Here is a 20,556-nt window from a genome sequence, read left to right as displayed (position 1 = left end):
TTCAAGAACACGGTGATCATCATGACCACCAACCTCGGCACCAAGGACATCTCGGGAACCCCCATCGGGTTCACCTCCGCCACCGACACCGCCACCGGCTACGACCGGATGCGCGGCAAGGTCGTGGAGGAACTGAAGAAGCACTTCAAGCCCGAGTTCCTGAACCGGGTGGACGAGACCATCGTCTTCCCGCAGCTCAGCCAGGCCGAACTCCTGCAGATCGTGGACCTGTTCATCAAGCGGCTCTCGGACCGCCTGCTGGACCGCGACATGACCATCGAGCTGGCCCTTCCGGCCAAGGAGCAGCTGATCAAGATCGGGTTCGACCCCTCGCTCGGAGCACGGCCGCTGCGCCGCGCCATCCAGCACGAGGTGGAGGACCGACTGAGCGAGCGCATCCTGCAGGGCGAGCTCAACGCGGGCGACCACGTTCACGTGGACTACGTCGGCGACGAGTTCGTGTTCGCGACCAAGCGCCAGCCGGGTCGCGAAGCGATCGAGGAGCCGGTCGCCGCGATCGAGGCGTAAGCAGCAGCACAAAAGGGAAGGGCGGCATCGAAAGATGTCGCCCTTCTCTTGGTTATCGTGCCAGTCGTCAGCCGCAATACTCGTACGGGGGTGAGTCCGGCCAGACCCCCATGTCGTTGACGGTCTGGCTCGCGAGGTTCACATTGAAGCTGATCGACGATCGACCGGTTGTCCTCTCCGTAAAGCGTGGAAAGTTGTCGTCAGCGGCGGGGCGTTCGATTAGCGGGTATGCAGACGTCAGCTCCGCGACCGTCGAGCCATAGCCGATCCCCTTCAGGGTGTGGGGGCCGCCGAGCGGGCTTCGTCCGCTGTCGGTGGCGGCATTCGGGGACTGAAGTGGATTTCCGGCAGAGACGCCGACAATGGCTCCGGCATCGTCGCGGAACAGGACAACCTGGATACCGGCGAGGTCGAAGAAGCCGGCGAGGGGGTTGGGGCACTCCACGGTTGCTGCGCTTCCGGCGGGCAGTTGTGCCGTCACGCTCGTCACATTCGCACCGAGTTGGAACGGGCCGATGCCGGTATCCGAGACGATCCACGTCGCAGGGTCAGCCGGGTTCATTGGTGCTTCTGTGGGGCTCGGCGACGCAGACGCCGCAGTGGAGGTTCGCGGGGTGGTTGTGGAGGCCGGGCTGGAGATCTTTGGTCCGCTGCAGGCCGAAGCGGAAAGGGCAACCGCTAACACGACGACTGCGGTCCTGAATCTACGTTGCATCTCGTCCTCGATGAAGATTGGATCTGGAGGTATTGTCAGCTAAGTATCATCCGCGTTGTGGGGGTGGTTCGGGATCACGGCTTTCCGTTCGCGAATCGTTATCGACCGTGTCGCGATTCCGTCTTTCATGACTTCCGTGTCCGGTCTATGGCCGCACCGGACGGACCGCCTTGTGGGCCTGTCTCATTCGCCGTTCACGCTCACAAGACGGATGGCCCACGAGGAGACTCGCCGGCCATCCGTCGTTCACGGGAGCGGCGGCTACCCGCAGTATTCGTAGGGTGGTCGGGTGCCTGGCCAGACTCCGATGCCGTTGACCGTCTGAGTCGCGAGATCCACGTCGAAGGAGATCCAGCGGCCCGTCGCCGTCTTCACCGTGTAGAGCGGAAATCCGGCGTCGGGCAAGTAGTCGGTTCGCTCAATCGCAGGGTAGGCGGTCGTTAACTCCGCTGCCGTCGAGCTGTAGCCGATTCCCAACGCGGTGTGGGGGCCGGCGAGAGGGTTGCCAGCCGGGTGGGTCGGACCCGCGTTCACCCCGACTATATTGCCCACACTGTCGACGAACAGGGCGACAGCCACACCTGTCCCGGTGAGAAACGCTGCCTGAGGATTTGGGCAATTCGCGTTGTCGGCCGTCAGGCCCGGGAGGTCCGCGGTCACCATCTTCAGGTTGGCGCCCAACTGGAAGGGGCCGATGCCGGTTTCAGAGACGATCCAGGTGGCGGGATCGGCTGTGTTGATCGGCGCGGGCGTTGGGGTTGGGGTCCGACTCGGGGTCGACGTCGTGGACGGCGGGGGATTGCTCGACGATGACGATCCCGGGCCGGGAGAGCCGGCGCAGGCCGACAGCGATACGGCCACCACACAGGCGGCGAACGCCACGACGAATTTGCGGTGCATGGTGTCCTCGACTCAGAGAGCATTGCGGAGTTTGTCAAGCAATGATCACTTTATATAGTCTGCGGGCGCACGGTGTCAGGCGTGCTCGAATCGTGACAAAGTCCGTCGTGATCTCGACGCCGTCGATCGCCGTTTACGATCGAAGGATGACCTTTTTCGTGCGAGCCGCCCGCACCAGCGACGTTCCGTTCATCCAGGCCCTCGTCGAACCACTCGTTCAGCGGCGCATCCTGCTCGGCAAGGACTCGGTCGTCTTCTACGAGGCGATCCAGGAGTTCCGCATCGCCGAGGATGAGGCGGGGAACGTCATCGGCTGCGGAGCGCTGCACGTGATCTGGCAGGATCTGGCCGAGGTGCGCACGCTCGCCGTGATCGACGAGTGGCTGCACCGCGGCGTCGGCCACGCGCTGATGGAGCAGCTGGAGGCGGATGCCCGCGACCTCGGGCTCAGCCGCCTGTTCTGCCTCACCTTTGAGGTGCCGTTCTTCACCCGCCATGGCTTCGAGCCGATGTCGGAGGAGCCGATCGACCCCGCCGTCTACCTCGAGCTGGTGCGTTCCCCCGACGAGGGCGTTGCCGAGTTCCTCGACCTCGCGCGGGTGAAGCCGAACACCCTCGGCAACACCCGGATGATCAAACGGATCTGACTACCCCCTAACGGGGGAGGTTCGGTTACTCTTTACCCAGAGTTTGCCAGAGCAGCCCCGACTGCTAACCCGTGCCTTCTTGGCTTGAGCGCGCACGAGCATCCGGTCACTGGGGAGGGGTAGCAATGGTCGATCCATTCATTCGGGGGACGTCCGCTCGAAGGAACGCGACGAGGCGAGCGGCACTCGCAGTACTGCTCGGCATCGCGCTGACGGCCGCGCCACTCGTCGGGGTGACGGCCAGCGCCAGCACCGACGGCACCGGCGTCTTGATCAACGAGGCCTACCTCAGCGGAGGCAGCGCTGGGGCCGCCTACGCGAACAAGTTCGTGGAGCTCTACAACCCGGGCACCGCCCCCGTGAGCCTGACCGGCTGGTCTGTGCAGTACCGCCCGGCCACCGGAACCGCGGCCTCCTCCTCGGTCGTCGCCCTCTCCGGCACGATCGCCCCCTCCGGCTACTTCCTCGTGCAGGGCGGCAGCAACGGCGCGAACGGTGCCCCGCTTCCGACGCCGGATGTGGTGAGCACACTGAACCCGAGCGGTTCGGCCGGCACGCTGATCCTCTCCAATTCCGCGGCGGCGCTCACGCTCCCGGTCGGCTCGGTGGTGGCCAACCCGGCCGTGGTCGACCTGCTCGGTTACGGCACCTCCAACACCTTCGAGACCGCGGATGCCCCGGCCCCGGCCGGCAACACCGACGTCAAGTCCCTCACCCGCACGGGCTTCGCCGACACCGACAACGGATCGGCCGACTTCGCGCTGTCCCCGTCGATCACGCCACAGAACTCCGGCTCCACGGGGGGCGGAACCCCGGAGCCGCCGGTCGCGCTGCCGATCGACGCGATCCAGGGCAGCACCGACGTGAGCCCGCAGGTCGGGCACGCGGTCACCACCACGGGAATCGTCACCGCGGCGTACCCCGCGGGCGGCTTCAACGGCTTCTACCTGCAGACTCCCGGCACGGGGGGTGCGGTCGATCTCGCCAGCCACACCGCCTCGGACGGCATCTTCGTCTACGGCTCGGCCACGGCATCCGCGGTCTCGATCGGCGACTACGTGCGGGTGACCGGCACCGTGAGCGAGTTCAACCACCTCACCGAGCTCTCCGTCGTCGCCGCCGCCGACCTCGTGCAGCTGGACAAGTCGACCGTGTCCGGGCCCGCCCCGGCGACTATCGAGTTCCCGGCGACGGATGCCCAGCGCGAGTCGCTCGAGGGGATGCTCGTCGCGCCCCAGGGCCCGTACACGGTCACGGACAACTACGACACGAACGGCTACGGGGAGATCGCCCTCGCCCACGACACGAGCCCGCTCGTGCAGCCGACCGCCGTGGCCGCCTACGGAAGTGCCGAGTACCTGGCCGTGGTGGAGCGCAACGCGGCGCGCAAGGTGACCGTCGACGACGGCGCGAGCACGAACTACCTCTCGCCGGCCAACCAGTCGAAGCCGCTGCCCTGGCTCACTCTCGCCGCGCCGGTGCGGATCGGTGCGCCGGTCACGTTCACGCGCCCGGTGATCCTCGACTTCCGCTACGGCCTGTGGAAGCTCCAGCCCACCGCCGAGCTCACCCCCGCCGTCGCGGCCGAGGTGCAGCCGGCCACCTTCGCCAACACCCGCACCGCGGCGCCGGCCCCGGTGGGAGGCTCCCTCAGGATCGCCACCTTCAACGTGCTCAACTACTTCCCCACCACGGGGGACGAGCGCACCGGCTGCACCTACTACAACGACCGTGACGGCGACCCGATCACCGTGGCCAACAGCGATGCCCCCGGCTGTGGTGTGCGCGGGGCGGCGACCGAGGCGAGCTTCCAGCGCCAACAGGCGAAGATCGTGAGCGCGATCACGGCCCTCGGGGCCGACGTCGTCTCGCTCGAGGAGATCGAGAACTCCGCGAAGGTGGGGCTGGACCGGGATGCCGCGGTCGCAGCGCTGGTCGCCGCACTCAACGCGAAGGGCAAGGTCTGGGACTACGTGCGCACGCCCGCCGTTGCCCCGGCAGTGGCCGACGAGGACGTGATCCGCACCGCCTTCATCTTCAAGACGAAGGCGGTGAAGCCGGTGGGGGAGTCGGCCATCCTGATCGGCTCGTCGGCCTTCGCCAACGCGCGCGAGCCGCTCGCCCAGGCCTTCGAGCCGCGGGAGGGAGGCCGGTCGTCCCGCATCCTGATCATCGCCAACCACTTCAAGTCCAAGAGCCCTGGCGGCGCGACGGGCGAGAACACCGACCAGGGCCAGGGCGCCTTCAACGCGGACCGCGTGCGGCAGGCCCAGGCGCTGCTCTCCTTCGCCGACCAGCAGAAGACTCGGGCCAGGACCGACAGGGTGTTCCTCGTCGGCGACTTCAACTCCTATGAGAAGGAAGACCCGGTCACCGCGATCGTGGGCGCGGGCTATCTCGACCAGGTGGCGAAGACGGGCAAGCAGACGTACGCCTTCGACGGGATGATCGGTTCGCTCGACCACGTGTTCGCGTCGCCGGCCGCCGACTGCGTGGTGCGGGGAGCGGATGTCTGGAACATCAACTCCGTCGAGTCCGTGGGCCTCGAATACAGCCGCTTCAACTACAACGCGGTGAACCTCTACGAGCCGACGCCGTACCGCTCGAGCGACCACGACCCCGTGATCCTGGGGCTCGCGCTCTCCGCTCGAGGGCACTGAGAGGCTCGAACCGCGAATTGCGGGGGCGGACAGTACACGCCCCCGCAAATACCGGGCAAATCGAACACGCGAGCTTAGCCTTAGCGCATGTCGACGTTTAGAAATCCTGTCGGCCCCCAGCCGCCCAAGGTGTACTGGCGCCGCAGGCTCATTGTCGGTCTCGGCGCGCTCGCCGTGATCGTGTTCCTCATCGTGTTCCGGCCCGGTTCCGGCGCGACGGCCCCCAAGTCAGACGCCACGGGCGTCAAGAGCACCAGCGCGGCGTCCCCGTCCCCGAGCGCCCCGGCCGCCGCAGCCGGCGCGGCCTGCGTGCCCGCCAAGCTCAAGCTCGTCGCCGTGACAGACAAGACCATCTACGGCGCGGGCGAGCAGCCCCAGATCAGCATGTCGATCACCAACACCGGGCAGGCCGACTGCACCATGAACCTCGGCTCGACCCAGCAGGAGCTGATCATCACGAGCGGCTCCGAGCAGATCTGGGACTCCAAGGACTGCCAGTCGGCCCCGGTCGACGCGCCATCCACCCTCAAGCCGAACGTGGCGATTACCACCCCGCCCATTCCGTGGGACCGCACCCGTTCGGCCGCCTCCACCTGCCAGAAGACCCGGCCGCCCGTGACGGCGGCGGGCGCCAGCTACCACCTCAGTGTGAAGATGGGCCCGCTCGCGTCGAAGCAGACCGTGCAGTTCATCCTGAACTAACAATCCAGCGACAGCCAACGATAGATGGCGACAAGAACGCCAGAATATATGGGATCTAGCCCCATCCGAGCGATAGCTGCGACGGTCAGAAACGGTCTAAATCAGTTGCGCTGACGAATTTCTGACGAACGCTACACGCTGAGTTCCGTACTCAGGATCGGAATCAAGGTCGTTTCAGCCGGACCCACCGACGACCCAGACGACTGGACAATAGATCCCGCATAGGCATCGATTGCCTCACGCGTGCCCACACTCGAAACCAACTTCGCTTGACTGGCGGCCGACCAGAAATCAGAGAAAAAAGTGGTCGAATTCCGATTCTCAACGCCCTTTACCGCCCGCTCCTGGACACCACGCCCCAGGTCCAAGAGCCTTGAGTACGCAGCCTGCTTCTCGTTGAGCAGCCGCGATCTGTCGTCATGCAGATGATCGATCTTGCGCAGCTTGAGTTCAGCCCGCCTGTTGATCCAATTCGTGATGAGCGCACTTGCAAGACCTGCCAATGCAACGACGACTACGGGCGATATCCATGTGTCCATGAGCGAAACTCTATGGCCCGCTACCGACGCTCCCTGCCCGTAACACCTTTGCGCGTTACGCACGTCACAGATACGTGCACCCCCAATACGACACAAGCCCAGATCCCAACGAATCCGGGCCACCTCATCCTGAACTAGCGCTTCCCGACCCTCCCACGGCTCAATAGGCTCGGTGCATGACCACCTTCGCCGACGCCCTCTCCCGGGGCCGCGTCGTGCTCGATGGCGGACTCGGCACCCTGCTGGAGTCGCGAGGCAACGACCTGTCGTCGTCGCTCTGGTCGGCGCGCCTGCTGCTCGAGAACCCGGCGGAGATCCGGGACGCGCACGCGGAGTACTTCCGGGCCGGCGCGGATGTGGCGATCACGGCGTCGTACCAGGTGAGCTACGAGGCGCTCGCCCGTCGAGGTGTCGTCGGTGCGGCGGCAGACGCGGTGCTGCGCAGCAGCGCCGACCTCGCGATCGAGGCGCGGGACGCCACCCGGGAGGAGGCTCACGGCAGGCACGCCTGGGTCGCGGCCTCCGTCGGTCCGTACGGCGCGATGCTCGCCGACGGATCGGAGTACAGCGGCGACTACGGCCTCACCGTGTCGCAACTGAGGTCGTGGCATCGGCGCCGCATCGAGGTGCTCGCCGCGTCGGCCGCCGACCTGATCGCGGTCGAGACGATCCCCTCGTTGGCGGAGACCGAGGCAGTCGCGCTGGAGATCGCGGGCACGGGCAGGCCCGCATGGATCTCGCTGACGTCGGCGTTCGGGGCGTTGCGCTCCGGGGAGTCGCTCGCCGAGGCCTACACCATCGCCGCCGGCCCCGACGAGGTGGTGCCGGTCGGCGTCAACTGCACGGACCCGCACGACGTGGCGGAGGCCATCTCCGCCGCCCGCCGGGTTACAGACAAGCCCGTGATCGTCTACCCGAACTCGGGCGAACAGTGGGACGCCAAGAACCGGCGCTGGATGGGCTCGGCCGAGTTCCCGCACGAACTCGTGCGAGAGTGGATCGAGGCCGGCGCGGCGGCGGTGGGCGGATGCTGCCGGGTGGGGCCCACGCAGGTCGCGGCGATCGCCGCGACGGTTCGCGGCTAGAAGGCCGGCACGTCCGCCTGCTCGACCACCGCGCTCGCGAACGCCTTGCGCATCGCCTCCCGCAAATGGCCGAGGTCCGCGTCGATCACGGTCGTGAAGCCGAGCCGGCGCGCCTCGGCGATGCGCTGCTTGGCCTGGGAGACCGGCCGGATCTCCCCGGCGAGGCTGATCTCGCCCACGGCGACGAGGGTGGGCGGGAAGGCCTTGTTGCTGTACGCGCTGGCGATGGCGAGCGCGATCGCGAGGTCGGCGCCGGGCTCCGTCAGGCGGATGCCACCGACGGTGGACACGTACACGTCGTGTTCGCTCAGCTTCATTCCCGCACGCCGCTCGAGAACGGCGAGCAGCATGGCCACCCGGGACGAGTCGACACCGTTGGTGACCCGGCGCGGGTTGGGCGCCGAGGTCTTCACGATCAGCGCCTGCACCTCGACCGGCAGCGCCCGCCGTCCGTCGGCGGCCACCGTGACGCAGGTTCCGCTCACCGGTCCGAAGAGCGCGCCCGTGCCCCGGGAGAGGAACAGCCCGCTGGGGTCGGCCACCTCGGCGATGCCGTCCCCGGTCATCTCGAAGCAGCCCACCTCATCCGTGGATCCGAATCGGTTCTTGTGCGCGCGCACGAAGCGCAGGGCGGTCTGCCGGTCGCCCTCGAACTGGCACACGACATCCACGAGGTGTTCGAGCAGGCGCGGGCCGGCGATCGAGCCGTCCTTGGTGACGTGGCCCACGAGCAGCACCGGCAGGTTGCGGTCCTTCGAGACGCGGATGAGCGTGGAGGCCACCTCCCGCACCTGAGCCGGCCCGCCGGCGAGGCCGTCGGTGAGCGAACTGGAGACGGTCTGCACCGAGTCGACGATGAGCAGGTGGGGTTGCACCTGGTCGATGTGGCCGAGGATGGTGGCCAGGTCGGTCTCCGCGGCGAGGAAGAGCTCGGGCTGCAGCGCCCCGGTGCGCTGGGCTCGCAGGCGCACCTGGCTCACCGACTCCTCGGCGGTCACGTAGAGCACGCGCATGCCGCCGGCCGCGGCCTTCGACGCCACCTCGAGCAGCAGGGTGGACTTTCCCACCCCGGGCTCGCCGCTCAGCAGGATTGTGGCGCCCGGCACGATGCCGCCGCCGAGCACGCGGTCGAACTCGCCGATGCCGCTCGGCCAGTGTGCTACCTCGTCGGCGCTGATCGCCGTGATGGGCCTGGCCGCTCGGGCCTCGCTCACCGTGGCGGGCCGAACGAATCGGCTCGGCGCGGCATCCATCACGTCGACCACGGTGCCCCACGCTTGGCACTCGCCGCAGCGGCCGGCCCACTTGAGGGTGGTCCAGCCGCACTCGGAGCATCGGAAATTCGACTGGACTTTGGCCACCTCGCCAGCCTAGGCGAGGCCCCCGTCACTCCGTGTCTGCGGTGGAGCGAGTCTCGGTGGCGACCCTGTCGAGGAGGGGAAGGAACGCGGATGCCCACACCCGGTAGCCCCGATCGTTGGGGTGGAAGAAGTCTGCCGCCACCTGGTTGAGCGCGTACCGGGCCGCCCCCTGGCGCCGGGTTGCCGCGTGCAGCGGGGCCACGTCGAAGCCGCGCTCGGCGGCGAGCCGGCGCACGATCGCGTTCGCCTCGCGCGCCCTCCGTCCGGAGGAGCCGAGGTAGAACGACGGAAGGTCGGCGACGATCGCGCCGGCGGGCAGGGCGGCATAGAGCTCGCGCAACTCGTTCTCGAAGCGCGCCGGGTCGAAGGAGGCGATGTCGTTGGCGCCGATGGCGACGGTGAGCACGTCCGGCGGCGTCGGCATCCTCCGGAGGGCGGGCAGCTGGATGGCGAGCGCCTCGCGCAGCCGTGCCCCCGACATGCTGAGGTTGATCACCCGCACCGTGCGCCCGGTTCGCTCGCGCAGATGCCGCGCAAGGAGGCCGACGTAGCTGCGGCCGGGTTTGCTCGCGCCGACGCCCTGGGCCGCGGAGTCTCCGAGGGCCACGTAGAGCAGGTCGCCGGGCTTCTTCCCCTCGTCCTTCCACCACCGCGCGTTGAGGTGAAGGGTGTTGGCGAGCCGGGCCGATCCCGCCCGGTGCCGACGGCGGCCGAGGGCCCAGGCGACGATCGCGGCGAGGGCCACGAGCACCGGCACAGCGATCAGCGCGATCAGCAGGGGAGTGGTCACGGCAGAACTTTACGCCCGGCCGATGGGTGCCCGGGCGGCATGCCCGGCGGTCGCCGGCGGTGTACTAAGATCGACGACGGAACCGTGTCCGAGCGGCCGAAGGTGCAACTCTCGAAAAGTTGTGTGGGTGAGAGCCCACCGTGGGTTCAAATCCCACCGGTTCCGCCACGTGAAAGCCCCGTACATCCCAGTGATTGCGGGGCTTTTTCGTTGCCGTGACTGCCGCGAAGGCATCGTGTCGGCCGAGAGCCGGCCGCACGCGGGGCGGTCAGCGTAGGCTCTGTGCGAGCCCGACGAGGATGTCCTCGGGTCCACGGAGGTAGCAGAGCTTGTACACGTCTTCGTACTGCACCACCTCGTCGCTGACGAGTCGCGCGCCGTGCTTGGAGAGACGCGCGAGAGTGTCTTCGATGTCGTCCACCTCGAACATCACGCGAAGGTAGCCCAGGGCGTTGACCGGTGCATTGCGGTGGTCCTCGATGATCTCCGGTTCGATGAAGCGGGAGAGCTCCACCCGGCCGTGACCGTCTGGGGTGCGCATCATGGCCACCTCGACGCGCTGGTCGCCGAGGCCGGTGCAGCGCCCGGCCCACTCACCCTCTGCCATGGCGCGTCCTTCAAGCTCCAGCCCGAGGTCGCGAAAGAACTCGATGACCGGCGTCAGGTCCTGCACCACGATGCCGACGTTATCCATTCTGATCGCCATGAGGTCAGTCCAGCGTCTCACCGGCGAGATGCCGGCCGAAGTTGGTGAGGGCCTCGTCCCAGCCGTCGTAGACAAACCCGTCACCGGGCTTGCCGTCGTACCCGCGCAGATGGAACACGAGTTCGGTGCGCTCGTCTCGCGGAATGAGGGTGAGGGTGATGACCGGAGCCCCGTCGACGGGCGCATCGGGCTCGCCCCAGGTGAAGACGAGCCGTTCGATCGGCTCCACCTCGAGATACTCTCCACCGGTCGGGAACTGTTCGTTCGTCTCGTCGTTCGTCATCGTGTACCGGTATCGACCGCCCACGCGAACGTCGAATGCGACGCTGTCGGTGGACACGCCGAAGGGGTGCAGCCAGTTGGCCAACTCGGCCTCCTCGGTCCAGGCCCGCCAGACGAGTTCGCGCGGCGCATCGAAGATGCGGGTGATCGAAAACTGAGGGGCGTCCGTTGCCGACGGGTCCGGTGCATTCATGATCCTGCCTCCTGGGAGTTGGTGTTTTTCGGTTGGGTCTTCATGGTCTTCAGATGCGCTTCGAGGGAGTCGAGGCGCAAGTCCCACTCACGGCGGTGCTTCTCCACCCAGGCCGACGCCTGGTCGAGGGGCTCCGCCTCCATGGTCAGGGTGCGCCACTGAGCCTGTGTGGTTCGGGTGATGAGCCCCGCGCGCTCCAGCACCTTCAGGTGCTGGGAGATCGCGGGCGCGCTCATCGCGAACGGTGCGGCGACCTCACCCACGGTGGCCGGTCCCCGCGCGAGCCTCGAGAGGATCGCGCGGCGCGTCGGATCGGCCAGCGCGGCGAACACGAGGCTTAGGTGGTCCGAAGCGGTCATTTCGGCGAATCCTTAATTAATGAATAACTTCATTAAGACACGGGTCGGCAGCCACGTCAACCCGTCAGCTCGCTCATCCTCGACGGGGGTCGACAAGTCCGTCGGAAGACCCGGGGAGGGGATGAGCCGACGGCTCAGGCGGGCTGCCAGAGTTCGATGCGATTGCCCTCGGGATCGGTGACCCAGCCGAATCGCCCCACGCCGTGCATGTCCTGCGTCTCCTCGACCACAGCCGCTCCCGCGGCTCTCAACTGCGCGAGCATGGCGTCGAGGTCGCGCACTCGGAAGTTGAGCATGCTCTGTTGGCTTGGCGAGCCGACGTAGTCGGTATCCGGATCGAACGCGGCGAACACGGTGGGACCGGCATCCGGATTCCACAGCCCGTGTTCGTCGAGGTCCAGTCCAAGACAGTCGCGATACCAGGCGGCCAGCGCGTCGGGATCGGCCGCGCGGAGGAAGTAGCCTCCGATTCCGAGAACGTGTTCCATGCCAGTAGCCTGCCACGGCACCGCGCGGCGAGGCACCTGGGGAATGGGTGACCCTAGAGCTCGATCTTCGCGTTCTCCCCGCCGTCGTACCGTTCTCCGGTCACCTTCGACTTGAGCAGACTGATCACCGTTGCGAGCCGTCCGCCGGGGGTGTCCCAGTATTCGGCGCTATCGCTGGAGAACTTGATGAGCACCACGTTCGGGTCGTCCGGACCCTCGGGGAACCACGCCTCGACCCACGGGTTCCACATTTCCTTCACGAGCGCGGGATCGTCCACCATCTCGCCGGTACCGGAGAGTGAGATCCACGTGTCGCCCGAGGCCAACGTGACGCCGCATCCCGGGTTGATCGCGAGCTGGGTCACCGCCGTCGCGTCGCGGGCGGAGAGGAACCACAGGTCGCCGTTGCACTCGGTGCGCTGCAGCGTCATGGGCCGGGCGACCATCTTGCCCACGTCGTCAATCGTCGTGAGCGTTGCAAAGCGGATGCCCTCGATCAGGTCCGTCAACGTCGAAACATCCGTGCGGGTGTCAGTCATTACTGCTCCTCTCGGTTCGGTTCTTCGAGCCTGGGCGCGCTGGTGAGCATTTTCCAGGGCTTGCCGATGGGGGCGAGTGGGCCTAGCGAGACCCCGCCGGCGTCCCAGGCGCACGACCGGATCACTCGAGGGTCTCGCTGTAGTGGGCGAGCAGGTCGGCTGGGTCATCCCAGACGAAGAAGGCCCCGGCGTTGAAGAGTTCCAGTGCTCCGGTGCCACCAGAGCGCAGCGCGACGCACTTGACTCCCGCGCGTGCCGCGGCCTCGACATCCCAGCGCGAATCGCCGATGAACACGGCCTCACAGGCATCGACACCCGCTCGCGTCAACGCCACCCGCACGATGTCCGGTTCGGGCTTGGCCGTGCCGACATCCTCGGAGGAGGTAGATAACGAGACGAATTCGTCAACCTGCAGCGCGTCTCGAAGGGTGGCCAACTCATCCTCCGGCGCCGAGGTCGCAAGCACGACGGCATGGCCGCGACGGGCCACCTCCTTCACGAGTTCCCTCGCGCCGTTGAGCGGCCGCAGGTCCCGGCTCGCCTCGGCGTAGAAGCGGCCGTGGAGTTCCTGGGCGCGGGGGCCCAACTCGGCCGCCTCCTCGCCCAACAGCTCGTTCAACAGCAGGCCGGAATCCATCCCGATCGCCGCGTGAATCCGCCACGCGTCGACCGGCCGGCCGACCAGTGCGAAAGCCTGCGACCACGCGTGCACGTGCCGGTAGTTCGAGTCCACCAGGGTGCCGTCGACATCGAACAGCACAGCGCGAGTCGTCATGGGACCACCTCCTCAATCACGCCGAACGGTAGGCGCCTCCTCTGTGCCTCGCCAGCCATAGACAGCGCCACAGAGAGGTGTAAGGGGTGGCGAGTGTTCGAGCCGGAAGGCCGCGGCAGCGCCCCGTCAAGCCCCTACCGGAGAATGATTCGGCGAGTATTTTGAACGGTACGACCGTCCGACCATCCCGGGAGACCTCGCATGAAGGCACTGAATCGTGAGGGTCTCGCCACACGATGGGTGCGGCTCGGAGCGCCGGATTCCGTGCCGGTGACCCTCGAGACGCCGCTCACGGTGGCCGACGCCCTCGACTTCGCGCGGTCCAACGACTCGCAGGCCGACCACCCTGCGGCCGGGCGCACCCGGGAGCGCTGGGAGTTGCTGGCCACCCTGGCCTGCGCGGACCTCGGGGCTGCCCGGGCGATCGAACCTCACGTCGATGCGCGGTCCATCCTCCGCGACGCGAGGGAGAACGGCTTCGACACCCCGCCCGATTCGACGGCGGTCTGGGGCGTGTTCGCCGCGGAGGGCGGCGCCGATCGGCTGACGGCCACCCTCACGGAGTCGGGCTGGAGCCTGCGGGGCACCAAGCCCTGGTGCTCCCTGGCCGACAGGATCGACCGCGCGCTCGTGACGGCGTCGCGCCCGGACGGCACCGGCCAACTCTTCGCCATCGATCTTCGCCATCCGGGCATCACGGTGCAGCCGGGAGCGTGGCACGCCCGCGGGCTCGCGGAGATCCCGAGCGGACCGGTGCACTTCTCGGCGGTTCCCGCCGAGCCGGTGGGACCCCCCGGGTGGTATCTGCAGCGGGTCGGTTTCGCCTGGGGTGGCATCGGCGTCGCGGCCTGCTGGTTCGGCGGAGCCGTCGGGGTCGCCAGATCGCTGTTCGACGCACTCGCCTCTGGCGATCCGAGCCCCCTGCAACTCGCTCACCTCGGGGCGGTGGACGAGCTGATCGACGGCGCCAGGCTCGCCCTGGGCGAGGCCGCCCGAATCGCCGACGACGAGGCGGCCCCGACGAGAGAGGCCACATCGATCCTGGCCAAGCGAGTGCGAGCCACGGTGGCGCGGGCCTGCGAGGAGATCCTGCTTCGCTCCGGGCACGCCCTCGGCCCGGCGCCGCTGGCCCTCGACCCGGTGCACGCCAAGCGGGTCGCAGACCTGCAGCTCTACATCCGACAGCATCACGCCGAGCGCGATCAGGCCTCGCTGGGGTCCGCGCTTCTCTCCCGCGGGGTCGTGCCATGGTGACCTTCGACGCCGCGGAGGCGGGAACCGGCGTGGAGGTGTGGGGTGACGATCCTCGCCTGCAGTCCCTGCCGCCCCTCGAGCTCACGGATGTCACGGCCCTCGTGGTGGTCGCCGCGCACCCCGATGACGAGACCCTCGGCGTCGGCGGGCTCATCGCCCTCGCGAACGACCGTCGCATTCCCGTCACGGTGATCGTGGCCACGGACGGTGCGGCGTCGCTCGCTCCCGAACTCGCGGTCGGCCTCCGGCGGGACCGGGCCGCGGAGATCCGCTCCGCACTCCAGATCCTCAACCCCTCCGCGCACCTGGTGCTTCTCGACCTTCCGGACGGGCAGACGCCGGCGCATCGCGAACGGCTTCGGACACTCCTACGCCCCGCTCTGGCCGGCGCAGCCGCCGGATCCTTGGCGGTGGTGCCGTGGCGGGGAGACGGTCACCGGGACCATCGGGTGGTCGGCGAAGTTGCCGTCGACGTGGCAACCGAGGTCGGTCTGGACTTCGTGGAGTACCCGATCTGGATGTGGCACTGGGGTACTCCCGAGGCCGAGGGCATCCCCTGGCCGCGGATGACCGCGGTGGAGCTCTCCGAGGCCGCCGTAGGCCGCAAACGCCGCGCGATCGACGAATTCCGCTCGCAGGTCGAGCCGACCGCGGACCGGCCGGCGATGCTCCGCCCCGACTTCCTGCGGCACTTTCGGCGCCCGGTCGAGGTGCTGATCGACTCGCGGCGCGCGTCGATCGGCGCCGGGTACTTCGATGACCTGTATGCCCGTCGCGCCGACCCGTGGCGACTCTCCACCCGCTGGTACGAGACCCGAAAGCGAGCCATCACCGTGGCATCCCTTCCGGCACCGCGGTATCGACACGGCCTGGAGATCGGATGCTCGATCGGCACGCTCACGCTCGAACTCGCGTCACGCTGCGACGCCCTGCTCGCCGTGGATCTCGCCGACGGCGCCCTCGACGCCGCGCGGGAGCGACTCCGCGGGCTGCGGCACGTCTCCTTCGCCAAGATCGACGTCACCAGGGAATTCCCGCCCGGCCAGTTCGACCTCATCGTGGTCAGCGAGGTCGGCTACTACCTGTCTCGTCGCGACCTCGTCGACCTGTTCGCCTCCGTCGCCGCCCACCTCGAGCCGGGAGGCACCGTGGTGCTCTGCCATTGGCGTCATCCCGTGTCGGACTACCCGCTGCTCGGGGACGAGGTGCACGAGATCATGCGGGGCACCACCACGCTGACCCGCACGGTGCGTCACGACGAGGCCGACTTCCTGCTCGAGCTCTACAGCCACGACGGAGCCTCGGTCGCGCAACGGGAGGGGCTCGCACCGTGACGATCGAGGCGCTCTCGGTGGTGATCCCGGCTCGGAATGAGTCCGCGCTGATCTCCCGGTGCCTGCACTCGGTGCACCGCGCCGTCGATCAATTGCGGTCTGAGCACGCGCCCTCCCCGCCGACGGTGCGCATCGTCGTCGTGCTCGACAGCTGCAGTGACGACACCCGCGATCTCGTGTCGTGCTTCGGGTCAGTGGAGATCATCGAGATCGATGCCGGCTCCGTGGGGGTGGCGCGGTCGGTGGGGGTGGCCTCCGCCCTCGCGCGCATGGGTGTTGCCAGCGAGGCGGCCTGGATCGCAAACACCGACGCCGACTCCGCCGTGCCTCCCCAGTGGCTCGTGGAGCAGGTGCGACTGGCGAACGCGGGAGCGGATGTCGTGGTCGGCACCGTGTCCCCGGTGATGACCGACCTGACGAAGGATCTCGCCGATGCCTGGCACCGGGTGCGCCGGCATCGAAGTCCCGCCGGGCATGTTCACGGCGCGAACCTCGGCTTTCGAGCGAGCAGCTATCTCCTCGCCGGCGGATTCAGCTCCGAGGGGCTGCACGAGGACGTCGGCCTGGTGGCCCGCTTCCGCGCGGTGTTCGCCGCGGTCTGCAGTTCGCTCGACATCGACGTCGAGACCTCGGGCCGAAAGTCCAATCGGGTCGCCGGGGGCTACGGGGCGTACCTGCACGACGGACTGCTGCGGAGCGCCGCGCTGTATGAGGATCTGACCGGCTGAGCACGATCACTTCCCTCGTCTACTCGATCACCGGTCTGCCGGTGCCGTAATGTGCCTCGGGTGGGCATTGATCCTGGTGGGTGGTTCCTGAGTCGGGCCGAGCGCGGAAATCTCGCCACCGAGGTGCACTCGGGTGGCGCCGGCACGCTGTCGTGGTCCGAGGGCAACCTCGTGAAGCCCCTGATCCATGGAGCGACCTACTTCGCCCGGCTGTACGAGGAGCTGACTGCGCTGCAGCCGGGAGACCGCGTCTGGTTCACCGACTGGCGCGGCGACGCCGACGAACGACTGCTGCCGAACGGCCCGTCGATCGGCGATCTGCTCGCGGGCCTGGCCCGCCGTGGCGTGGAGGTGCGGGGCCTCGTCTGGAGGTCCCACGGCGAGCGGGTGTCGTCGCCCATCAGCGGCCGCTCCAACGAGCTCCTGGGCCGAGAGATCAACGAGGCGGGCGGCGAGGTGCTGCTGGACCAGCGCGTGCGCCTGTTCGGCTCTCATCACCAGAAATTCTTCGTCATCCGGCGTCGCGACGATCCGTCACGGGACATCGCGTTCGTCGGCGGGATCGACCTCTGCCACAGCCGTCGGGACGACGCCGACCATGCGGGCGACCCGCAGGCGCTGGCCATGGACCCTCGCTACGGCCCACGCCCACCGTGGCACGATGCCGCCCTCGAACTGCGCGGTCCCGTGGTGGCCGACCTCCTGGCGGTATTCGCCGAACGATGGAACGATCCCCATCCCCTGGACCGACGAACTCCCTACCGGATGCTGCAGCAGCGTCTAGCCCGCATGCCCCGGCACCCCAGGCCGCTCCCCGAAACCGCGCCGCCGCCACCACCCGCGGGCCCGCACGCCGTGCAGTTGCTGCGCACCTACGGGGTGAAACGCCCGCCGTTCCCGTTCGCGCCGTTCGGGGAGCGCAGCGTCGCGAGGGCCTACGCGAAGGCCTTCGCCCGCGCGCGCTCGCTGATCTACATCGAAGACCAGTACCTGTGGTCGACGGAGGTCGCGTCCGCGCTCGCCGAGGCGCTCCAAGCAAACCCCGAGCTGAACGTGATCGCCGTCGTGCCCCGCTACCCCAGCTCCGATGGTCCCCTCGGCGGGCCGCCCAGCCGAATCGGGCAGCTGCGCGCCATCGGAATGCTTCGCCGGGTCGCGCCAGACCGGGTCGGCGTGTTCGACCTGGAGAACGACGCCGGAACCCCGATCTATGTCCACGCCAAGATCTGCATCGTCGACGACACCTGGATCACCTGCGGCTCGGACAATTTCAACCGCCGATCCTGGACCACCGACAGCGAACTCACCTGCGCCGTGCTCGACAGCACTGCCGCCGACGGCGAACCGCCCGGCACCGAGACCGGTCACGACACTCCCCGCCGGCTGGCCCGCGACCTGCGCCTCGGGCTCTGGGCCGAACACCTGGGCCTCGACGCCGACGATCACCAACTCCTGGACCCGGCGGACGGGCTCGCGCTCTGGAAGGCCAGTGCCGACGCTCTCGACCACTGGCACGACAGCGGCCGCCGCGGCCCCCGACCCACCGGACGCGTTCGTCGGCATACCCCGGAACCCCTCACGCCCCTCCAACGGCTCTGGGCGGCCCCGGTCAACCGACTCATCCTCGACCCGGACGGCCGCCCCCGTCGGCTGCGCGGAACGGCCCAGTTCTAGCCTCCCCCGGCGGGAATGGGGACCGTTTCTGCGTCGCGACACCCCGATCTCGCGTTTGTCAACCACTGGAATCGGCACTTCGGCCGAGATTGACTGTGTGGGTTGCCCGGTCGAACGAGCGGCCGGCGTAACGGGGCTTCGCACCGACGGGAGCCCCTGATCGACACCGAAGGGACAGACCATGCCACGATCCCGCGCGGACAGTCTGAAGAATCCAAAACTCTACGAGGAGCTCCGAAGGGATGGCGCCTCGAAGGAGAAGGCTGCCCGCATCTCCAACGCGGCGGCCGCCCGCGGCATCTCCGAGGTCGCCAGGAAGGGCGGCGAGTCCGGTTCGTACGACGACTGGACGGTCGCCGACCTGAAGGTTCGGGCAAGGGAGCTCGGGCTGCGCGGGTATTCGGGCAAGACGAAGGCGCAACTCATCGACGCCTTGCGCGACCACTAGGCGCCCGCCGCGACAGCGGCTCACTAAGACAAAGGAAGAGGCACACCATGGATGCAGCACTCACCACCGGAATCATCGTCATTGCAGTTGTCGTCGTCATCGCACTCGTCGTGATCGGAATGGCCGTCGCGCGACGGAGAAGGGTCGAAGCCAATCGGGTCAGGGCGACCGAGATCCGGCAGGGCGCAGAAGAAGACGTGCTCGCGGCCCGTGAGGTCGACGCGAAGGCCGCACGGGCCGCCGCCGACGCGAAGCAGGCGGAGGTCGATGCCGAGCGTCTGCGGCGAGAGGCCGCTGCCCGGGACGAGGAGGCGAGGGCCGCCCGGGAGCACGCCGTCGAGCGGCTCGACGAGGCGGACCGCATCGACCCTGACGTGTCCCGGCGGGACGGGGTTGCCCCCGCTCGCGAAGCGGTCGTCGACGGTCAGGAAGGCACCCGGCCGCCCATCGACTGAGTCGGGTCTGCGCGACGCCCGACCGCGCGATGCCGACGTGCTCATCTCCGGCCCGCCGTCGGGCGTGAGGTGCGACCGGACCGGGCACCCCCACGGATCACGAGCTCGGCAACCGCCAGGTTGATCACCCAGGCCGCCCCCATGAACACGGCTCGAAAGAGCTCATTGGTGGAGCCGAAGCCTAACGATTCCGGGATGAGCACGATGGCCTGGGTTCCGGCCCCGACCCCGATCGCGTAGGCGCGGGTCATCCACTCGCCGTGCCGCACGAAGTCCCGACGCCGGACCGCGCGGATTCCGAGGACGATGCTCGCCACCATGGCGGTGCCGAAGATGAGGCGCAGCACCACGAGCGCGAGGCCGTCCCCGGGCGGGTGCGGGTAGAAGACCGCCATCCACAGCCCCGAGAGGGCGGCGAGCAGCCCTGCGGGGATGAGCACGAGTCCCGCGATGCGGTGCCAGCCGCCCCGTCGGCGCAGGGCGGGAACGAACTGGAACGCGCCGATCAGGCTGAAGACGGTGGCGCTCACGATGTGCGTGACCACGGCGACGGGGGAGTCGAGGAACCGCGCGTTTTCCGCGGTGATCCCGGCTCGGCCCGTCACCTCGGTGAGTCGCGGGGGCCGGCGCGACGGTGTCGCCTAGCTCGATTCCGCCGGGGTGGATCGTGCGCGCAGGTGGATCCGCTCGCCCTGCTTTCCGAACATTCCGCGGCCTCGCCCGCTCCGAGCACCACGTCGTGCTCACCGAGAATCAGCCGGAGTCGCCCAGAGAGCACGTAGATCCACTCGTAGCCCGTGTGGGTTCGCGGTTCGGGCTGCCGGTCCGCGGCGGGCCCCATCAGTGCCGCGTCGGCGCATCGATCCCTGTCGGCGGCCGACCCGATGCCACGAGCCTCGCGGGCGACTGCCCGGCCGTCGACCACGGCCCGGGGAGGGCCAGCACGGCGATCGCGGAGGTGGGCAGGGGCACCTGTTCGTCCGCGAGCAGGGAGGCGAGGTCCTCCATTCCCGGATTGTGGCCGACCAACACGGCGGTGCCGGCATCCTCGGGCAGGCCGCGCACGATCCCGAGCAGTTCGTCGGCGGAGGCCGCGTATGCACGCTCGTCGATGAGGGTGGCCGGTTCGTCGTCGAGCTCCGCGCACACGAGATTCCAGGTCTGCCGAGCTCGCCGGGCCGGCGAGACGACGGCGAGATCGATGCGGCGGATGCCGTCCGCCACCCACTGCTCTGCCAGCCAGCGACCGGCGAGCGGAGCCTGCCGCAGCCCGCGCCCGCTCAGCGGCCGGTCGACATCCGCTTCGCCGCCCGTCCAGTCGGACTTGGCGTGCCGCAGCAGGATGAGGATGTGCTCGGGATGCTTCGCCATTCCGCCAGTGTGCCACCGTCGGC

General features: G+C 68.5%; 25 protein-coding genes and 1 tRNA gene. 12 read left to right on the top strand and 14 right to left on the bottom strand.

Annotation, left to right across the window (positions count from 1 at the left end):
- On the top strand, positions 1–528 hold a 528-nt coding region (locus ACHZD8_RS01110; protein WP_394768259.1), incomplete at its 5' end, for an AAA family ATPase.
- A gap of 67 nt (positions 529–595) precedes the next feature.
- On the opposite strand, the gene ACHZD8_RS01105 is transcribed toward ACHZD8_RS01110, so the two are convergent.
- Together ACHZD8_RS01105 and ACHZD8_RS01100 are read right to left on the bottom strand one after the other, a co-directional pair.
- A complete protein-coding gene (locus tag ACHZD8_RS01105; RefSeq protein ID WP_394768257.1) occupies positions 596–1,090 on the bottom strand; it encodes a hypothetical protein in 495 nt (164 codons plus the stop codon).
- A gap of 414 nt (positions 1,091–1,504) precedes the next feature.
- Positions 1,505–2,143 (bottom strand): hypothetical protein, encoded by a 639-nt coding sequence (locus ACHZD8_RS01100; RefSeq protein ID WP_394768256.1) that lies wholly within the window; start codon positions 2,141–2,143, stop codon positions 1,505–1,507.
- A gap of 146 nt (positions 2,144–2,289) precedes the next feature.
- Between ACHZD8_RS01100 and ACHZD8_RS01095 the strand changes: the two genes are divergently transcribed.
- The 3 genes from ACHZD8_RS01095 to ACHZD8_RS01085 all read left to right on the top strand — a co-directional run bounded on the left by ACHZD8_RS01095 (position 2,290) and on the right by ACHZD8_RS01085 (position 6,152).
- Complete coding sequence (locus tag ACHZD8_RS01095; RefSeq protein ID WP_394768255.1) at positions 2,290–2,790, top strand: amino-acid N-acetyltransferase; 501 nt, start codon at positions 2,290–2,292, stop codon at positions 2,788–2,790.
- A 125-nt stretch (positions 2,791–2,915) separates the two neighbouring features.
- Positions 2,916–5,450 carry an ExeM/NucH family extracellular endonuclease gene (locus ACHZD8_RS01090; RefSeq protein WP_394768254.1) on the top strand — a complete coding sequence of 845 codons (2,535 nt, stop codon included), beginning with the start codon at positions 2,916–2,918 and terminating at the stop codon, positions 5,448–5,450.
- 87 nt (positions 5,451–5,537) lie between these two features.
- Positions 5,538–6,152, top strand: a complete 615-nt coding sequence (locus ACHZD8_RS01085; protein WP_394768252.1) for a hypothetical protein — start codon at positions 5,538–5,540, stop codon at positions 6,150–6,152.
- Positions 6,153–6,283: 131 nt separating this feature from the next.
- On the opposite strand, the gene ACHZD8_RS01080 is transcribed toward ACHZD8_RS01085, so the two are convergent.
- Positions 6,284–6,691: a hypothetical protein gene (locus ACHZD8_RS01080; RefSeq protein WP_394768250.1), complete on the bottom strand. Its 408-nt coding sequence runs from the start codon at positions 6,689–6,691 to the stop codon at positions 6,284–6,286.
- 176 nt (positions 6,692–6,867) lie between these two features.
- On the opposite strand from ACHZD8_RS01080, the gene mmuM reads away from it, so the two are divergent.
- On the top strand, positions 6,868–7,776 hold the full coding sequence (gene mmuM, locus ACHZD8_RS01075; protein ID WP_394768248.1) for a homocysteine S-methyltransferase: 909 nt from the start codon (positions 6,868–6,870) through the stop codon (positions 7,774–7,776).
- Here the strand turns inward: mmuM and radA are convergent.
- A complete protein-coding gene (gene radA / locus ACHZD8_RS01070) occupies positions 7,773–9,137 on the bottom strand; it encodes a DNA repair protein RadA (RefSeq protein WP_394768246.1) in 1,365 nt (454 codons plus the stop codon). The two genes, mmuM and radA, sit on opposite strands and share 4 nt — an antisense overlap.
- Before the next feature lie 25 nt (positions 9,138–9,162).
- Positions 9,163–9,927, bottom strand: a complete 765-nt coding sequence (locus ACHZD8_RS01065; RefSeq protein ID WP_394768245.1) for an SGNH/GDSL hydrolase family protein — start codon at positions 9,925–9,927, stop codon at positions 9,163–9,165.
- Between the two features lie 78 nt (positions 9,928–10,005).
- Between ACHZD8_RS01065 and ACHZD8_RS01060 the strand changes: the two genes are divergently transcribed.
- A tRNA-Ser gene (locus ACHZD8_RS01060) sits at positions 10,006–10,095 on the top strand.
- A 100-nt stretch (positions 10,096–10,195) separates the two neighbouring features.
- Here ACHZD8_RS01060 and ACHZD8_RS01055 read toward each other — a convergent pair.
- The 6 genes from ACHZD8_RS01055 to ACHZD8_RS01030 form a co-directional block, all read right to left on the bottom strand.
- Positions 10,196–10,633, bottom strand: a complete 438-nt coding sequence (locus tag ACHZD8_RS01055; protein ID WP_394768243.1) for a VOC family protein — start codon at positions 10,631–10,633, stop codon at positions 10,196–10,198.
- A gap of 4 nt (positions 10,634–10,637) precedes the next feature.
- Entirely contained in the window at positions 10,638–11,108 is a 471-nt protein-coding gene (locus ACHZD8_RS01050) for an SRPBCC domain-containing protein (RefSeq protein ID WP_394768242.1), read from the bottom strand.
- The gene (locus ACHZD8_RS01045; protein WP_394768240.1) at positions 11,105–11,467 is read right to left on the bottom strand and encodes an ArsR/SmtB family transcription factor; all 363 of its coding nucleotides are present in this window, start codon (positions 11,465–11,467) and stop codon (positions 11,105–11,107) included. The genes ACHZD8_RS01050 and ACHZD8_RS01045 overlap by 4 nt, the downstream gene beginning before the upstream one ends.
- 134 nt (positions 11,468–11,601) lie before the next feature.
- Entirely contained in the window at positions 11,602–11,955 is a 354-nt protein-coding gene (locus tag ACHZD8_RS01040; RefSeq protein ID WP_394768239.1) for a VOC family protein, read from the bottom strand.
- 53 nt (positions 11,956–12,008) lie between these two features.
- Complete coding sequence (locus tag ACHZD8_RS01035) at positions 12,009–12,494, bottom strand: pyridoxamine 5'-phosphate oxidase family protein (RefSeq protein ID WP_394768237.1); 486 nt, start codon at positions 12,492–12,494, stop codon at positions 12,009–12,011.
- Between the two features lie 121 nt (positions 12,495–12,615).
- The gene (locus ACHZD8_RS01030; protein WP_394768235.1) at positions 12,616–13,269 is read right to left on the bottom strand and encodes an HAD family hydrolase; all 654 of its coding nucleotides are present in this window, start codon (positions 13,267–13,269) and stop codon (positions 12,616–12,618) included.
- A gap of 201 nt (positions 13,270–13,470) precedes the next feature.
- Between ACHZD8_RS01030 and ACHZD8_RS01025 the strand changes: the two genes are divergently transcribed.
- The 6 genes from ACHZD8_RS01025 (at position 13,471) to ACHZD8_RS01000 (ending at position 19,162) form a co-directional block, all read left to right on the top strand.
- On the top strand, positions 13,471–14,523 hold the full coding sequence (locus ACHZD8_RS01025) for an acyl-CoA dehydrogenase (RefSeq protein WP_394768233.1): 1,053 nt from the start codon (positions 13,471–13,473) through the stop codon (positions 14,521–14,523).
- Complete coding sequence (locus ACHZD8_RS01020) at positions 14,517–15,857, top strand: PIG-L family deacetylase (RefSeq protein ID WP_394768231.1); 1,341 nt, start codon at positions 14,517–14,519, stop codon at positions 15,855–15,857. The genes ACHZD8_RS01025 and ACHZD8_RS01020 overlap by 7 nt, the downstream gene beginning before the upstream one ends.
- Positions 15,854–16,585, top strand: coding sequence for a glycosyltransferase (locus ACHZD8_RS01015; RefSeq protein ID WP_394768229.1), 732 nt, complete (start codon positions 15,854–15,856; stop codon positions 16,583–16,585). Before ACHZD8_RS01020 ends, ACHZD8_RS01015 begins: the two co-directional genes overlap by 4 nt.
- Positions 16,586–16,645: 60 nt before the next feature.
- Positions 16,646–18,259: a phospholipase D family protein gene (locus tag ACHZD8_RS01010; RefSeq protein ID WP_394768228.1), complete on the top strand. Its 1,614-nt coding sequence runs from the start codon at positions 16,646–16,648 to the stop codon at positions 18,257–18,259.
- 181 nt (positions 18,260–18,440) lie between these two features.
- Positions 18,441–18,707 (top strand): SAP domain-containing protein, encoded by a 267-nt coding sequence (locus ACHZD8_RS01005; RefSeq protein ID WP_394768227.1) that lies wholly within the window; start codon positions 18,441–18,443, stop codon positions 18,705–18,707.
- A gap of 47 nt (positions 18,708–18,754) precedes the next feature.
- Positions 18,755–19,162, top strand: coding sequence for a hypothetical protein (locus ACHZD8_RS01000; protein WP_394768226.1), 408 nt, complete (start codon positions 18,755–18,757; stop codon positions 19,160–19,162).
- Positions 19,163–19,203: 41 nt separating this feature from the next.
- Here the strand turns inward: ACHZD8_RS01000 and ACHZD8_RS00995 are convergent, their stop codons facing one another.
- The 3 genes from ACHZD8_RS00995 to ACHZD8_RS00985 are packed head-to-tail and all read right to left on the bottom strand — an operon-like array spanning position 19,204 to position 20,533.
- A complete protein-coding gene (locus ACHZD8_RS00995; protein WP_394768225.1) occupies positions 19,204–19,767 on the bottom strand; it encodes a DUF2306 domain-containing protein in 564 nt (187 codons plus the stop codon).
- Complete coding sequence (locus ACHZD8_RS00990; protein ID WP_394768224.1) at positions 19,764–20,003, bottom strand: cupin domain-containing protein; 240 nt, start codon at positions 20,001–20,003, stop codon at positions 19,764–19,766. The genes ACHZD8_RS00995 and ACHZD8_RS00990 overlap by 4 nt, the downstream gene beginning before the upstream one ends.
- On the bottom strand, positions 20,003–20,533 hold the full coding sequence (locus ACHZD8_RS00985) for a SixA phosphatase family protein (RefSeq protein WP_394768223.1): 531 nt from the start codon (positions 20,531–20,533) through the stop codon (positions 20,003–20,005). Before ACHZD8_RS00985 ends, ACHZD8_RS00990 begins: the two co-directional genes overlap by 1 nt.
- Between the last annotated feature and the right edge of the window lie 23 nt (positions 20,534–20,556).

It is taken from the genome of Lacisediminihabitans sp., assembly GCF_043726815.1.
In the GTDB taxonomy this organism is placed as follows: Bacteria; Actinomycetota; Actinomycetes; order Actinomycetales; family Microbacteriaceae; genus Lacisediminihabitans.
Note: the sequence above shows the minus strand (reverse complement) of the source record. Positions and strands in the feature narration are given on the sequence as shown.